The following is a 14226-nucleotide window of genomic DNA, read 5'->3' as shown; positions in this document are numbered from 1 at the left end:
GGCGGGGACCGTCTCGCGAACGGTCGTCCCGCCCCCGCGACCGGCGGCGGGCGCGGTGGGGACCGCTCGCCGGCGCACACCGACCGCTCGCGGGACGGTCCCGGCCGCTCGCCGACCCGCCGGCCCGGATCCGCGCACCGGCACCTACAGTCGGTCCATGGCCTCGACGACGAGCTCAGCACTCGGCAACCTGCTCCGCGCGGGTGGCCGCGCCCCGGCACGGCGGACCCGCGTCCTGCACCCGGGCAGCATCGGCATGCTGGTCGGCGCGCTCATGGTGATCGTCGGCAGCCTCATGCCCTGGGTGATCACTCCTCTGGGCAACCTCGGCGGCACGGCCGGCCCGGGCCTGTGGACCCTGTGCGCCGGGTTCGTCGCCGTGGCCGGTGCCGTCCTCCCGCGCCGCTGGGTCGCGATCTCCCACAGCCTGGTCGCCGGGACCGGCGCCGGGTTCGTCGCGGTCTGGCAGCTCGTCCGCCTGGCGCAGATCAGCGGTGAGACCGGCTCGTGGGGGCAGGCGATGCCGGGCATCGGGCTGGTCATGGTCACCGGCGGCGCCGTCGTCCTGCTGGCCACCGGGGTGCGTCTGCTGCGCACCCCGGCCACGGCCCCGGGAGCGTGACCGGCGGCGATGCACCGGGGTCTTCCCCCGGGTGCCGCCGCTCCGTAGTGTGCTCCGTCATGGACGACGGCGTCGACGCGAGCGACACCCCGGCGGAGGTGGACGCCACCTTCCGCACGCTGCGGCGCGTCGCCGTCGGCTACTTCGTCGTCTTCCTGCTCGCGGTCGCGGCCTTCCCCGTGCTCTCCCTGACCCTCGACTGGTGGTCGAGGTCGCGCCTGGTCGGGGGCATGAGCCCCGGGTTCCTCGTCGCCGCCTTCGGTCTCTACGTCTTCTTCACCGTCCTGGGCGTGGCCGCGGCGAGCCTGTCGTCCGCCGTCGAGCACCGCATGCTCGGGACCCGGGCGGACGACGACCCGTTCGGTGACGCCGTCGCCGACGCGTCGTTCGACGACGGGCGGGTCGGCGGCGACCCGTTCGCCGGCCCGCACCCGACCGACACCTTCCGCCTCGACGACGGCCCCGGGCCCGGAGGCCGCGCGTGACCGGGGCGAGCACGGTCGTGCTCGCCGCCGCACTCGCCGTCGTGGCGACCGTGGCGGTCGTGATGCGTCCCCGCGGTGCCTCGACCGTCGACTTCTACCTGGCGGGCCGCCGGGTGGGCGTGGCGACCAACGCCTGGGCGATCTGCGGCGACTACTTCTCGGCGGCGTCGTTCCTCGGCGTGGCCGCGGCGGTCTACGCCACCGGGCTCGACGGCGCGTGGTACGCCGTGGGGTTCGCGGCCGGGTTCGTCCCGGTGCTGCTCTTCGTCGCCGCTCCCCTGCGCCGGTTCGGCGAGTTCTCCATCCCGGACTTCCTCGGCCGGCGGCTCGGCTCGGAGACGGTGCGGCTCGTGGCGGTCGGCGTCGTCCAGCTCGTCATCCTGTCCTACCTGCTGCCGCAGACCGTCGGGTCCGGCATCACCTGGGAGCTGCTCGTCGGGTCGGGGATCGCGGGGCTCGACCCGTACGCGACCGGCATCGTCGTCTCGACGGCGGCGGTCACCGTCCTGGTGGCGTTCAGCGGCATGCGCGGCACCACGTGGACCCAGGCCGTGCAGTTCCTGCTGCTGCTCGGCGCGCTGATCTGGCTCGCCGCCACCGTGGTCGCCGAAGGGTTCCACTACGGCGACGCCGTCCAGCACATCTCCTCGGTCCCGCTCGACAACCCGGCCGGCAGCGAGGGACTGAGCCCCGAGGAGAGCGCGCTGCGTCCCGGGGAACCCGCCGTGTTCGGCGAACCCGGGGCCCGGTACGGGGGCCTGGGGCAGTTCGCGCTCATCGTCACCCTCGCGATGGGGACCGCGGGGCTGCCGCACGTCATGAACCGCTACTTCACCGCCCCCACCGGCACGGCGGCCCGCACCACGACGGTCTGGGTGCTCGCGCTGGCCGGCATCTTCTACTCCCTGGCCGTCATGCTCGGCACCGCTGCTCGCGAGCTCATCCCGGGCGCCGTGGCCGGCCGGCCCTGGCTGGCCGACCTCACCGTCGACGGCGTGCTGCAGGTGCCCGAGCACGCCCTGCCCGTGCTCGGACGCATCTACGGCGGGGACACCGGGCTCGGCGTCGTGGCCGCCGGGGCGCTCGTCGCCGTGCTGTCCACGATCGCGGGGTTGCTCCTGGCCGCCGCCGCCTCCTGGGGGCACGACGTCTACGAACGGCACATCAACCCGCGCGCCACCCAGCGCCAGGCGGTGCTCGCCGGACGGGTCACGACCCTGGCCACCGCCTGCGCGGCGGCGGGGCTCGGGCTCGCGATGCGCCCGGAGACCTTCGCGGCGGCCACCCCCTCCATCGTGGCCACGATGGTCACGTGGGCGTTCGCCGTCGCCGGCTCGGCCCTGACCCCGGTGTTCATCCTGGCGATCTGGTGGCGGCGCACGACGGCGGCCGGCGCGGTGGCCGGGATGCTCACCGGCGTCGTGGTCGCCGTGGCCCTGTTCGTGGTCGGCAGCATCGCCTCCGGCGGGCTGCTGCGCGAGGTGCTGGTCACCCCGACCCTGCTCGCCGCGCCGGTGGCCGTCACCGTCGCGGTGCTCGTCTCGCGGCGCACCCGGCCGCCCGGGGACGTCGAGCGGTCCTGGCTGATCATGCACGGCACCGCGGCCGACCGGCGCACCGAACGCCTCGCCCGGCTGATGGTGGCCGAGCACCGGCGCCGCGGCCCGAGCTCCTGGATCCGCCGTGCACGGGGGTAGCCGGCTGCTGGCCGGGGCGCTGACCGCCGCCTGGGGGCTGGTCTACCTGGTCACCCAGGTGCTCGTCACCCCGGCGCTGGAGGCGCCGGCCACGATCCTCGCCGGCGTCGTGGTGAGCACCGTCGTCGTCCTGGGCTACCCCTCGGCGCTGCGCGGCCCGCGCGCCGTCGCACCCCGCCGCGGTCCGGCACCGCGCCCGCGACGCCGCCCCCGGGACCCGCGGGGTGTGCGCGAGGGGCTGACGATCGCGGCGGCGGGCCGGTCCGTGCCGCTGCGCAACGGCCTGACGCGCGACGCCGCCCGCCGGACCGCCCAGCTCCTGCGCCCGCTGCTGGGCGGGGACGCGATCGCCATCACGGACACCGAGCAGGTGCTCGCGTTCGTCGGACCGGGCGCCGACCACCACCGGGTCGGGGGCGCGCTGCAGACACGCGTCTCGCGGCTCGCGCTCGACAAGGGCCGCACCGTGGTCATGCACGCCCGCGACGGCATCGGCTGCCCCGAGCCGGACTGCCCGCTGCGCACCGCCGTCGTCGCACCGCTCGCCGTCGCCGACCGCGTGGTCGGCACCCTGAAGGTCTACCGCACGCACGACGAACCGGCGCCACGCGTCCTGGTCGACGACATGGCCTCCATGCTCTCCCTGCACCTGGAGCTGGCGGAGATGGACCGCGAGCGCCACCTCGCCGCCGACGCCCGGCTCGACGCCCTGCGGGCGCAGATCAACCCCCACTTCCTGTTCAACATCCTCAACACCATCGCCTCGAAGTCGCGCACCGACCCCGAGGAGTCGCGCCAGCTCCTGCTGCGCCTGAGCGACTTCTTCCGGTACGCGGTGCGCCAGGACGGGCACTTCGCGGAGTTCAGCCAGGAGTACTTCTTCGTGCGGACCTACCTGTCCCTGGAGCAGGCCCGGTTCGGGGACAGGCTGCGCGTGCGCTACGACATCGACCCGCAGGTGCTCACCTCCCGGGTGCCGGTGCTCGTGATCCAGCCCCTGGTGGAGAACGCGGTCAAGCACGGGGTCGCGGACGCCGTGGCGGGCGGCACGATCCACCTGCGTGCGCGCGTCGACCCGTTGACCCGCACCACCTCCATCCGGGTGTCGGACGACGGCGTCGGCATGGCGCCCGACGTGCTGGCCCGGCTGCTGGCCGGGCGGCGTCCCGGGCTGCCCGCCGCCGAGTCCCGGCACACCGGCGTGGGCCTGTGGAACATCTCCCAGCGCCTGGACGCCCTGTTCGGGGATCGCTACACGTTCGACGTGGCCTCCACCCCGGGCAAGGGCACCACGGTGGACCTGCGGATCCCGCTAAGGTGACCGCTGTGCGACCCAAGGCACTGATCGTGGACGACGAGGCCCCGGCCCGGGCCGAGCTGCGCTTCCTGCTGGAGCAGGACGGTCAGGTGCAGGTGGTCGGCGAGGCGACCAACGGCGAGGAGGCCCTGCTGCTGCTGGGCTCGCTGGACTACGACCTGGTGCTGCTCGACGTGCGCATGCCCGGCGGGTCCGGGCTGGACGTGGCGGCAGCGCTGCGCGATCGGGCCCGCCCGCCCCAGGTCATCTTCACCACGGCCTACCCCGACCACGCCGTGGACGCGTTCGACCTCGCGGCCGCGGACTACCTGCTCAAGCCGTTCGACGCCGAGCGGCTGCGCCGTGCCCTGGCGCGCGCGCTGGGTCCCGACGTGCCGGAGGGCGGCGGGACCGGCCCGACGGCGGCGCACCACCCGGGCGAGGACGGTGCGTCGCCGCCGTCGCGCGCGGCGGGGCCACCTGCGAGCAGCGCGTCGGCGGGCAGCCCGCCCCCCGCCGACGGCGACCTCCTGGTCCGCATCCCGGTGCAGAAGGATGGGCGCACCGTGCTGGTCGACGGCGCCTCGATCGTCTACGCGAGCGCCGCGCGCGGCTACTCCTACCTCAAGCTCGCCGACGAACGGCTGCTGGTGACGATGTCCCTCAACGAGCTCGAGCGGCGGCTGCGCGGGCACTTCTTCCGGGCGCACCGGTCCTACCTGGTCAACCTCGACCACGTGCGCGAGCTGGTGCCGGACTTCCAGGGCTCCCTGGTGGTCGTCATGTCCGACCGGCAGCGGTCACGGGTCGAGGTCTCCCGGCGGCACGCCCGCGAGCTGCGCCGCCGGTTCGGGATGTAGGGCGCCCGCCGCCGCTCGGTCGAGGGCGCACCCGGCCGATAGTCTGGCGCCATGACTTCGCCCACCCCTGCAGGCACCTCCTCCGACGTCGCCGTGCGCGCCGACGGCCGCACCCCCGACCAGCTCCGCCCCGTGACCATCACCCGCGGCTGGAGCGAGAACGCCGAGGGCTCCGTGCTCGTGGAGTTCGGCAAGACCCGGGTGCTGTGCACCGCCTCCTTCACCTCGGGCGTCCCGCGCTGGAAGAAGGGCTCCGGCGAGGGCTGGGTCACCGCCGAGTACGCGATGCTCCCCCGCGCCACGAACGAGCGCAGCCAGCGCGAGTCCGTCAAGGGCAAGATCGGCGGGCGCACGCACGAGATCTCCCGGCTCATCGGGCGCGCGCTGCGCGCCGTCGTCGACGTGACCGCGCTGGGCGAGAACACGATCGTGCTGGACTGCGACGTGCTGCAGGCCGACGGCGGCACCCGCACCGCCGCCATCACCGGGGCCTACGTGGCGCTCGCCGACGCGCTGGCCTGGGGCGCCCGCCACGGGCACGTCACGGGAGGCAAGCAGGTGCTCACCGACTCGGTGGCGGCCGTGAGCGTCGGCATCGTCGACGGCGTGCCCGTGCTCGACCTGCCGTACGTCGAGGACGTGCGCGCCGAGACCGACATGAACGTGGTCACCACCGGGCAGGGCGCGTTCGTCGAGGTCCAGGGCACGGCCGAGGGGGCGCCGTTCGACCGCGCCGAGCTCGACGCGCTGCTCGACCTGGCCGTGGCCGGCACGCGGGAGCTGACCTCGGTCCAGCTCGCCGCGCTGGCCGAGGAGCTCTGAGCGTGCCCGCCGTCGTCGTGCCCGCCGGCGCCCGGCTCGTGCTGGCGACGCACAACCGCAAGAAGCTCGTCGAGCTGCTCGCGATCCTGCGCGAGCAGCCGGGCCTGGACGGTCTGGCCGACGGCGCCGTGGTCACCGCGGGCGACCTGGGCACGCCCGAACCCGTCGAGGACGGCGTGACCTTCGCCGAGAACGCGCTGATCAAGGCCCGGGCGCTGGCCGCCGCGACGGGACTGCCCGCCGTGGCCGACGACTCGGGGCTCAGCGTGGACGTCCTGGGCGGGGCGCCGGGGATCTTCTCGGCCCGCTGGGCGGGTCGGCACGGTGACGACGTCGCCAACCTCGGGCTGCTGCTCGCCCAGCTCGGGGACGTGCGCCCGCAGCACCGGGGCGCGGCGTTCGTCTGCGCGGCCGCGCTGGTGACGCCCGACGGGCGCGAGGAGGTGACCCTGGGTGAGATGCCCGGGGTGCTCGTCGCGGAGCCGCGGGGAGAGAACGGGTTCGGCTACGACCCGATCCTCGTCCCGGCCGAGCAGGCGCCGGCACCGGACGGCAGCGCCGGGACGCGGACGTCGGCCGAGCTGTCCCCGGCCGAGAAGAACGCGATCAGCCACCGGGGCAAGGCCTTCCGGGCGTTGGCGCCGGCGATCTCCGCCGCGCTCTGACCCACCCCACCCCACGGTTGTGGGTATGAAATCGACGGCCCGGACGACGTCCGGACCCGTCGATTTCATACCCACAACCGTCGGGCGGCCGGGCCGCCGAGGTTCGCTCGACAGCGGGTTCGCTCGGCGGGTGGCGCCGTCGGCAGGGTGCTCAGGCGGACGGCGGCGCGACGCGGCGCCGGGCCACGGCCGCGAGCAGCCGCCACCCGAGCATCGTGGCGCCGAGGAACACGGCCGTCACCAGCGCGAAGGACCAGGCGAGGCCACCGCCCAGCAGGGGTCGCAGCAGGAGACCGAGTGCGACGGTGGCGAACCACACCGCCACCCCCGTCGGCCACGCCTGCGCGGGCGCACGCCAGGCCCGGGCCGCGAGCCAGCCCACCGCGAGTCCGACGACGAACGGCGCGGCGACGGCCAGCACGTGGCCCGGCGACCCGCCGGACTCGTGACTGGCCGTGCCGACGAGCGTGAACGCCAGGACGCAGACCAGGTCGCACACGACGGCCGGCCACACGGGCGCACGGACGAGCGAGCGGGCCGCGGTCACAGCGTGTACGTCCCGCCCGCGACGGCCACCTCGGCCGGTCCGTCGTACTCGGCACGCGCCTCGGCCAGCGTGTCCTGCGGATCCGTCCACGCCGTCAGGTGCGTGAGCACCAGCCGGGCCGCCCCGGCCTGCGCAGCCAGGCGACCTGCCCGCCGACCCGTCAGGTGGATCCCGGGCGCGACCTCGTCGTCCCGACCCTCCAGGAACGCCGCCTCGCACAGCAGCAGGTCGACGCCGCGGGAGGCCTCGACGAGCGTCTCGCACGCGTCGGTGTCCCCGGAGAAGACCAGCGTCGCGCTCTCGCCCGGTCGCTGCGTCGACGGGCCGGTCACCCGGACGCCGTAGGCCTCGACCGGGTGGTTCACCGCGAAGGGCTCCAGGGTCAGCGGGCCGACCTGCACCGCCGGCCCGTCGGGCCGCCACGTGCGGAACGCGTACTCGGCGTCCATCGTCTCGTCCGGCTCCAGCCCGTACATCGCCGCGGCGCGCTCCCGCGTGGTCGACGGGCCGTGCACCGGCAGCTGCCGGGCGACGCCGGTGCGGTGCGACCCGCGCTCGGGGTGGTAGCGCAGGTAGACGTACAGGCCCGTCAGGTCCGCGCAGTGGTCGGGGTGCAGGTGGGACAGCGCGACCGCGTCGAGGTCGAGGGGGTCGACGTGCCGTTGCAGGGGCCCGAGCGCTCCGGAGCCGAGGTCGAGCACCACGTGCCAGTCCCGCTCCCCGTCGTGGGCCTGCACGAGGTAGCAGGAGGCGGGTGAGTCCGGCCCGGGCAGCGAGCCGGCGACGCCGACGGTCGTCAGCCTCATGCCGCCTCCACCAGGTTGACCTCGGGCCCCAGGAACCGCCGGGCGAGCTGCTCGAACTGCTCCGGGCGCCCCGTCGTGGCGAACCGGTGCACGGGCGCAGGGGCGTCCGGCGGCCGTTCCAGGTCGTGCTCCACGAGCTTGCGGTACACGTCGTTCGCCGTCTCCTCCGCCGAGGACACCAGCGTGACGTCCTGCCCCATGACGTAGGAGATCGGGCCCGTCAGCAACGGGTAGTGCGTGCAGCCCAGCACCAGGGTGTCGACGCCGGCGGCCCGCACGGGGGCGAGGTATTCCGCGGCGATGTCGAGGGCCTCGGGGCCCGACGTCGTGCCCTCCTCCACGAGCCGGACGAACTCCGGGCACGCCTGGCTCGTGAGCTGCAGGCCGGGCGTCACGGCGAACGCGTCGTCGTAGGCCAGGGAGTCCACCGTCGCCTTCGTCCCGATGACGCCGATCCGACCCGAGCGGGAGGCGACGACGGCGCGGCGCGCGGCCGGCAGGATCACCTCGACCACGGGGATGCCGCGGCGCACGGTGTACCGCTCGCGGGCGTCCCGCAGCGCCACCGCCGAGGCGGAGTTGCAGGCGATGACCAGCATCTTGACGCCGTCGTCGACGAGCTGGTCCATGACCGACAACGCCATCGCGCGGACGGCGGCGAGCGGCTTGGGCCCGTACGGGCTGTTCGCCGTGTCGCCGATGTAGTGCAGCTGCTCGTGCGGGAGCTGGTCGAGCACCGAGCGGGCGACCGTCAGACCGCCCACCCCGCTGTCGAAGATCCCGATGGGGGCGTCGTTCACGGCTGGCAGCCTAGCGGCGCGAGGCCCTCGCCACCGGGTGCGGTGATCGGCGACACGCGTGGTGAGCGCCACAACGCACGCCGCCGTGCCCGCTGGTGCCGTCCCGTGGCGCAGGCGCCGGTTCAGTCGGTGCGGCGCGCGCGCAGCTCGGCGAGCATCTCGTCCATGAGGGACTCCTGGGCGAACCCGGCGGCGACGAACACGCCGCCCCAGTAGAAGCGCTGCTCGGCGTCCAGGGCGTCCTGCGCACCGCCCGTGCCGTCGTCCGCGCCGGCAGCGCCGCCGTCCGACCCGTCGTCGGGCACCACGCCGGCCAGCACGTGGTGGTGCAGCAGCTCGACGTCGGCGTCGTCGTCCAGACCGAGCCGCTCACCGAGCACGAGCCGCACGTCGGTCAGCGCACCGGCGAAGTCCTGCGCGCCGTCGCGGGGCACCAGCACCTGTCCCTCGCCCTCCGGGTCGGCGGGCAGCACGTCGGCGTCGGCGGGGTCCACGGCGTCGGCGAACGCCTCGAGCCGCCCCACCTTGCCCGCGGCGAGGTCCGTCTGGGTCAGGTGCCGGAACTCGGCGGCGACGTCGGCGTCCTCGCGGTGCGCGTCGGGCAGCAGCCGCTGCACCGCCGGGTCGCGCGGGACGCGGGCCACCCCGGTGAACGCGACGTCGGCCTCCGTCGCGTCGTCCGGCAGGCCGGAGTCGGCGCGCAGCAGGCCGGCGACGTCCCGGGCCACCCGGGCCAGGACCTCCCGTTCCACCGGCTCCCACGTCGCCACGAATCCGGCGGGTGTCGCACGGAAGGGCGTCATGACGCCTCCCCCGCCCCACCCGGCTCGTCCGCGCGCTGCAGCGTCGCCCACAGCCCGAACCCGTGCATGGCCTGCACGTCGACCTCCATCCGCTCCCGCGGGCCGGTGGAGACCACCGCCCGACCGTCGTGGTGCACCTGCAGCATGAGCTTGCGGGCCTTCGACGCGGAGTAGCCGAAGTAGCTCTCGAAGACGTAGGAGACATAGCTCATGAGGTTGACCGGGTCGTTCCAGACGATCGTGATCCAGGGGTCGGCGAGCCGGGACACCTCCTGCGTCCGGGTGTCCTCCTGGGTCGCCGAGCTCGTGGTCGCCACGGCACCAGCCTAGGTGCAGGGTCACGGATCGGGCAGCGTCGCACAGCACGGCGGGACTCGCCCGGTCGACCCCGGAGCCCTACCGTAGGGTCATGACCGCCGAGCACCGGAGCGACGGCGCTCCGTCGAACCCGACGGCAGCCCACCTGCTGACCGCACCGCACTCCCTGCCCGCGGCCCCGTTGCCCACGCTGCGCCCGTCGCTGTCGCTGCTGACCGACCGCTACGAGCTGACGATGCTGCAGGCGGCGCTGGCCGACGGCACCGCCCACCGCCACTGCGTCTTCGAGGTCTTCACCCGGCGGCTCCCGCCGGGGCGCCGCTACGGCGTGCTGGCCGGGACGGGCCGGGTGCTGGAGGCGCTGCCCGCCTTCCGGTTCGGCGACACCGAGCTCGCGTTCCTCGCGCAGCACGGCGTCGTCGACGACGTCACGCTCGACTTCCTGCGCGGCTACCGGTTCACCGGCACGGTCACCGGGTACGCCGAGGGCGAGACCTTCTTCCCCGGCTCCCCGGTGCTGCAGGTGGAGGGCACGTTCGCCGAGGCCGTGCTCCTCGAGACGCTCGTGCTGTCCATCCTCAACCACGACTCCGCGGTCGCGTCGGCCGCCTCGCGGATGACGAGCGCCGCCGTCGACCGTCCGTGCCTGGAGATGGGTGCCCGCCGCGCCCACGAGCAGGCGGGGGTCGCCGCGGCCCGGGCGGCCGCCGTGGCCGGGTTCGCCGGGACCAGCAACCTGGAGGCCGGCTTCCGCTACGGCCTGGACACCATCGGCACGGCCGCGCACTCCTTCATGCTGCTGCACGACGACGAGGAGGCGGCCTTCGCCTCCCAGGTCGCCGCGCACGGCCCCGGCACCACGCTGCTGGTGGACACCTACGACGTCCGCCGCGGCGTCGAACGCGCCGTCCGGGCCGCCGGCACCGGGCTCGGCGCCGTCCGGCTGGACTCGGGCGACCTGGGGGCGCTGGCCGTGGAGGTGCGCGCCCAGCTCGACGACCTCGGCGCGACCGGCACCCGCATCGTCGTCAGCTCCGACCTCGACGAGTACGCCATCGCCGGGCTCGCGGCCGCGCCCGTCGACGTCTACGGCGTCGGCACCTCCGTCGTGACCGGATCCGGAGCCCCGACCTGCGGCATGGTCTACAAGCTGGTGGCGCGCTCCGACGCCGACGGCGTCATGCAACCGGTGGCGAAGGCCTCGACCCGCAAGTCGAGCAGGGGCGGGCGCAAGGCGGCGGCGCGCCGGCTCGACGCCGACGGGCGCGCCGTCGAGGAGGTGCTCGCCACCGGACCCGACGAGGACGTCCTGGCGTGGGAACCCGAGGGGGACGACGGCGCCGGGGACGGCAGGCTGCGCTCGCTGCACGTCCCGCTCGTCACCGACGGCGCCGTCGACTCCCGCTGGGTCGGCGCCTACGGGGTCGCCAACGCCGCCGAGCGGCACCGCACCTCCCGGGGCGAGCTGCCGCGGGGAGCCCGGCGGCTGTCGTCCGGCGACCCGGCGATCCCCACGGTCGAGCTCACCCTCGGGTGAAGCCCTCCGGCGACCTCAGGTCGACGGCGCGTCGCCCGACGGCGCGTCGCCCGACGGCGCGTCGCCCGACGCCGGAGCGTCCGTGAGCGTGAGCCACGCCGCGACCGCGACGTCGTCGGTGTCGTTGAGGACGCGGTGCGGCCGCGTCGCCCGGAACGACAACGAGCTGCCGGCGCCGAGGCGGACCGGGCCCTCGGAGAACTCGAAGGTGAGCTCGCCGCGGATCACGTACCCGCTCTCGTAGCCCGCGTGGACGAGCATGGCGCCGTCGATGCTCGACGACGAGCCGGGCGGGTAGGTCGACTCGAACCAGTCCACGCCGGGCAGCGGCGCCGGCGACAGCCGCCGGTACGTGACTCCCTGGCTCAGCTGCGCGGGCTCGGAGTCGGCGGCGTGCGTGACCAGCACCCCGGGCACGGGCTCGGCCACCGCGGACGCGTCCTCGTCGATCGTCGGGACGAAGAAGCCGTGGTCGTCGAAGATCGCCGACACGGGCAGGCCCAGGACGCCGACGAACTCCACCAGCCGGTTCACCGACGGCTTCATCACGCCCGTCTCCATCTGGGACAGCGCGCTCGAGGAGATGCCCATCTCCTTGGCCACCGACCCGAGCGACCGGCCCGTCGTCGTCCGCAGCCTGCGCAGCCGCGGGCCGATCTGGTCAGGCAGCGATCCTCGGTCCACGGGTCTCCTCCCACGTCGGTGCCGACATCCTAGGTGGCACGCCGCGGCAGGGCACCGCTCAGCGCTTGCCGACGAACCAGCCGCGCACCATCTCCACGCGTGCGGTGAGCTGCTCGGCCGTGGCGAGCGGCACCTCGGGCCCGCCGCACCGGCGTCGCAGCTCGGTGTGCACGGCGCCGTGCGGCCGCCCGGCCTTGCGCGCCCACGCCGAGACCAGCTTCGACAGCTCCTTGCGCAGCGCAGCAGCACGGCGGTGCTCCTGCTCGGAGGCCTCCAGCGCCTGCTCGCTCGCCGTGGCCCCGCCGCCGGACCGGCCGCTCGCCTGCGCGGCCTGACGCTGCCGCAGCAGCGTGGTCACCTGGTCGGCGTCCAGGAGCCCGGGGATGCCGAGGAAGTCCTGCTCGGCCTCGGAGCCGATGTCCCCGCCCGTGCCGAACTCGCCGCCGTCGAACAGGACGCGGTCGAACGACGCCTGGGCGTCCAACGCCTCGAAGGACCCGGTCAGCTCGCCCGACGCCTTCTCCTCACGGTTGGCCGCCGCGAGGAGCGCCGCCTCGGGGTCGTACTCGATCCCCTGCTCCTCGGCGGTCCGCGGCCGGTCGAGCGCATGGTCCCGCTCCGCCTCCAGCTCGTTGGCCAGCCCCAGGAGCAGTGGCACGCTCGGCACGAAGATCGACGCCGTCTCGCCCCGCTTGCGGGCGCGCACGAACCGGCCCACCGCCTGGGCGAAGAACAACGGGGTGGAGGTGCTCGTGGCGTACACGCCGACGGCCAGCCGCGGCACGTCGACACCCTCGGAGACCATCCGGACGGCCACCATCCAGCGCTGGCTGCCGGCCGCGAACTCGTCGATGCGGGCGCTCGCGCCGTCGTCGTCGCTCAGGACGACGGTGGGGCTCTGCCCGGTGACGCGCGCCAGATGCCCGGCGTAGGCGCGGGCGTCGGTCTGGTCGGAGGCGATGACCAGGCCGCCGGCGTCGGGCACGGCGCGGCGGACCTCGGTGAGCCGCTTGTCCGCCGCCGCCAGCACGGAGGGGATCCACTCGCCGTTCGGGTCCAGCGCGGTGCGCCAGGCCTGGGCGTGCATGTCCTTGGTCATGTCCTCGCCGAGACGAGCGCTGACCTCGTCACCGGCGCGCGTGCGCCAGCGCATCTCCCCCGAGTAGGTCATGAACAGCACCGGACGCACGACGTGGTCGCGCAGCGCGTCGCCGTACCCGTAGCTGTAGTCCGCCTTCGAGCGCCGGATGCCCTCGGCGTCCGGCTCGTAGGTGACGAACGGGATCGAGGCGGTGTCCGAGCGGAACGGCGTACCGGTCAGGGCCAGGCGCCGGGTGGCGTCCTCGAAGGCGTCCCGCACGGCGTCGCCCCAGCTCAGGGCGTCCCCGCCGTGGTGCACCTCGTCCAGGATGACGAGCGTCCGGGCGGCCTGGGTCCGTGCCCGGTGCAGCGCGGGCTTCGCCGCCACCTGGGCGTACGTGAGCGCGACACCGTCGTAGTGCGCGCCGTGCTTGCCCTGGGCGTTCTTGAACGACGGGTCGATGCGGATGCCGACGCGCGCGGCGGCGTCGGCCCACTGGTGCTTGAGGTGCTCCGTGGGCGCGACGACGGTCACCCGGCGGACCACCCCGGCGTCCAGCAGCTCGGTGGCCACGCGCAGCGCGAAGGTCGTCTTGCCGGCACCGGGCGTCGCGACGGCCAGGAAGTCCCGTGGCGACCGGGAGTGGTAGAGCTCCAGCGCCTCGGCCTGCCAGGCACGCAGGTTCGACGCCGTCCCCCACGGCGCACGCCGGGGGAAGGCCGGGCTGAGCTGGGAGGCCGCCGAGACCGACGGTGACTGCGGCAGCGGCTTGACCGGCTCGGCGGATGCTTCGAAGAGGTCGAGGGACTCGGACTCGGGGATCGGCGCCGCGCTCACGTGCCGGATTCGCCGCCGTCGCCGGAGTCGCCGTCCTGCGGCTCCCGCAGTCCGTCGTAGATCTCCTTGCAGACCGGGCAGACCGGGAACTTCGACGGGTCGCGGCCCGGCACCCAGACCTTGCCGCAGAGCGCGATCACGGGCTTGCCGGACATCGCCGACTGCATGATCTTCTCCTTGCGCACGTAGTGCGCGAAGCGCTCGTGGTCACCCGGTTCAGCCGCCTGCTCGCGGGTGTCGGGGCGCTCCAGGACGCCGGTACCCGCGCCGGTGTCGCGCGAGGGTGCCGCGCCAGGCTCCGAGGGAGGGGTGGAGAGGGGCTCGCTCATGGGCTCCATCCTACGGGGCGGCCACCGACACCCGCC

Annotated in this window: 16 protein-coding genes; 8 read left to right on the top strand and 8 right to left on the bottom strand. The window is 74.8% G+C overall.

All coding sequences use genetic code 11. The features are described 5' to 3' along the window. Positions 1-157 precede the first annotated feature (157 nt). Genes ACIQLL_RS06375 through rdgB form a run of 7 tightly spaced genes read left to right on the top strand, consistent with a single transcriptional unit; the run spans position 158 to position 6448 of the window. Complete coding sequence (locus ACIQLL_RS06375; RefSeq protein WP_402464457.1) at positions 158-622, top strand: hypothetical protein; 465 nt, start codon at positions 158-160, stop codon at positions 620-622. Positions 623-681: 59 nt separating this feature from the next. Then, positions 682-1107, top strand: a complete 426-nt coding sequence (locus tag ACIQLL_RS06370; RefSeq protein WP_402464455.1) for a hypothetical protein — start codon at positions 682-684, stop codon at positions 1105-1107. Then, complete coding sequence (locus tag ACIQLL_RS06365) at positions 1104-2804, top strand: sodium/solute symporter (protein WP_402464454.1); 1701 nt, start codon at positions 1104-1106, stop codon at positions 2802-2804. Before ACIQLL_RS06370 ends, ACIQLL_RS06365 begins: the two co-directional genes overlap by 4 nt. After that, a complete protein-coding gene (locus ACIQLL_RS06360) occupies positions 2791-4125 on the top strand; it encodes a sensor histidine kinase (protein WP_402464452.1) in 1335 nt (444 codons plus the stop codon). Before ACIQLL_RS06365 ends, ACIQLL_RS06360 begins: the two co-directional genes overlap by 14 nt. 5 nt (positions 4126-4130) lie before the next feature. Then, positions 4131-4961: a LytR/AlgR family response regulator transcription factor gene (locus ACIQLL_RS06355; protein ID WP_402464450.1), complete on the top strand. Its 831-nt coding sequence runs from the start codon at positions 4131-4133 to the stop codon at positions 4959-4961. 51 nt (positions 4962-5012) lie between these two features. Then, the gene (gene rph, locus ACIQLL_RS06350; RefSeq protein ID WP_402464448.1) at positions 5013-5783 is read left to right on the top strand and encodes a ribonuclease PH; all 771 of its coding nucleotides are present in this window, start codon (positions 5013-5015) and stop codon (positions 5781-5783) included. After that, entirely contained in the window at positions 5780-6448 is a 669-nt protein-coding gene (gene rdgB, locus ACIQLL_RS06345; protein WP_402464644.1) for an RdgB/HAM1 family non-canonical purine NTP pyrophosphatase, read from the top strand. The genes rph and rdgB overlap by 4 nt, the downstream gene beginning before the upstream one ends. Before the next feature lie 151 nt (positions 6449-6599). On the opposite strand, the gene ACIQLL_RS06340 is transcribed toward rdgB, so the two are convergent. The 5 genes from ACIQLL_RS06340 to clpS form a co-directional block, all read right to left on the bottom strand. Continuing rightward, positions 6600-6995 carry a DUF3054 domain-containing protein gene (locus tag ACIQLL_RS06340; protein ID WP_402464446.1) on the bottom strand — a complete coding sequence of 132 codons (396 nt, stop codon included), beginning with the start codon at positions 6993-6995 and terminating at the stop codon, positions 6600-6602. Then, complete coding sequence (locus tag ACIQLL_RS06335) at positions 6992-7801, bottom strand: MBL fold metallo-hydrolase (protein WP_402464444.1); 810 nt, start codon at positions 7799-7801, stop codon at positions 6992-6994. Before ACIQLL_RS06335 ends, ACIQLL_RS06340 begins: the two co-directional genes overlap by 4 nt. Then, entirely contained in the window at positions 7798-8601 is an 804-nt protein-coding gene (murI, locus tag ACIQLL_RS06330) for a glutamate racemase (protein WP_402464442.1), read from the bottom strand. Before murI ends, ACIQLL_RS06335 begins: the two co-directional genes overlap by 4 nt. Positions 8602-8723: 122 nt before the next feature. Further along, a complete protein-coding gene (locus ACIQLL_RS06325) occupies positions 8724-9404 on the bottom strand; it encodes a DUF2017 family protein (protein WP_402464440.1) in 681 nt (226 codons plus the stop codon). Beyond that, a complete protein-coding gene (gene clpS, locus ACIQLL_RS06320; protein ID WP_402464438.1) occupies positions 9401-9721 on the bottom strand; it encodes an ATP-dependent Clp protease adapter ClpS in 321 nt (106 codons plus the stop codon). The genes ACIQLL_RS06325 and clpS overlap by 4 nt, the downstream gene beginning before the upstream one ends. A gap of 92 nt (positions 9722-9813) precedes the next feature. On the opposite strand from clpS, the gene ACIQLL_RS06315 reads away from it, so the two are divergent. Beyond that, entirely contained in the window at positions 9814-11259 is a 1446-nt protein-coding gene (locus ACIQLL_RS06315) for a nicotinate phosphoribosyltransferase (protein WP_402464436.1), read from the top strand. A gap of 15 nt (positions 11260-11274) precedes the next feature. On the opposite strand, the gene ACIQLL_RS06310 is transcribed toward ACIQLL_RS06315, so the two are convergent. From ACIQLL_RS06310 to ACIQLL_RS06300, 3 genes are read right to left on the bottom strand one after another with little or no spacing between them, the layout of a single operon-like run. Then, on the bottom strand, positions 11275-11943 hold the full coding sequence (locus ACIQLL_RS06310) for a helix-turn-helix domain-containing protein (protein WP_402464434.1): 669 nt from the start codon (positions 11941-11943) through the stop codon (positions 11275-11277). 58 nt (positions 11944-12001) lie between these two features. Then, positions 12002-13861 (bottom strand): DEAD/DEAH box helicase, encoded by a 1860-nt coding sequence (locus tag ACIQLL_RS06305; protein ID WP_402464432.1) that lies wholly within the window; start codon positions 13859-13861, stop codon positions 12002-12004. Beyond that, positions 13858-14190 (bottom strand): DUF3039 domain-containing protein, encoded by a 333-nt coding sequence (locus ACIQLL_RS06300; protein ID WP_402464430.1) that lies wholly within the window; start codon positions 14188-14190, stop codon positions 13858-13860. Before ACIQLL_RS06300 ends, ACIQLL_RS06305 begins: the two co-directional genes overlap by 4 nt. Between the last annotated feature and the right edge of the window lie 36 nt (positions 14191-14226).

The sequence above is a fragment of the Isoptericola aurantiacus genome (assembly GCF_044769875.1).
GTDB classification, from domain to species: domain Bacteria; phylum Actinomycetota; class Actinomycetes; order Actinomycetales; family Cellulomonadaceae; genus Isoptericola; species Isoptericola aurantiacus.
This window is presented reverse-complemented; position numbering and strand designations above follow the sequence as displayed.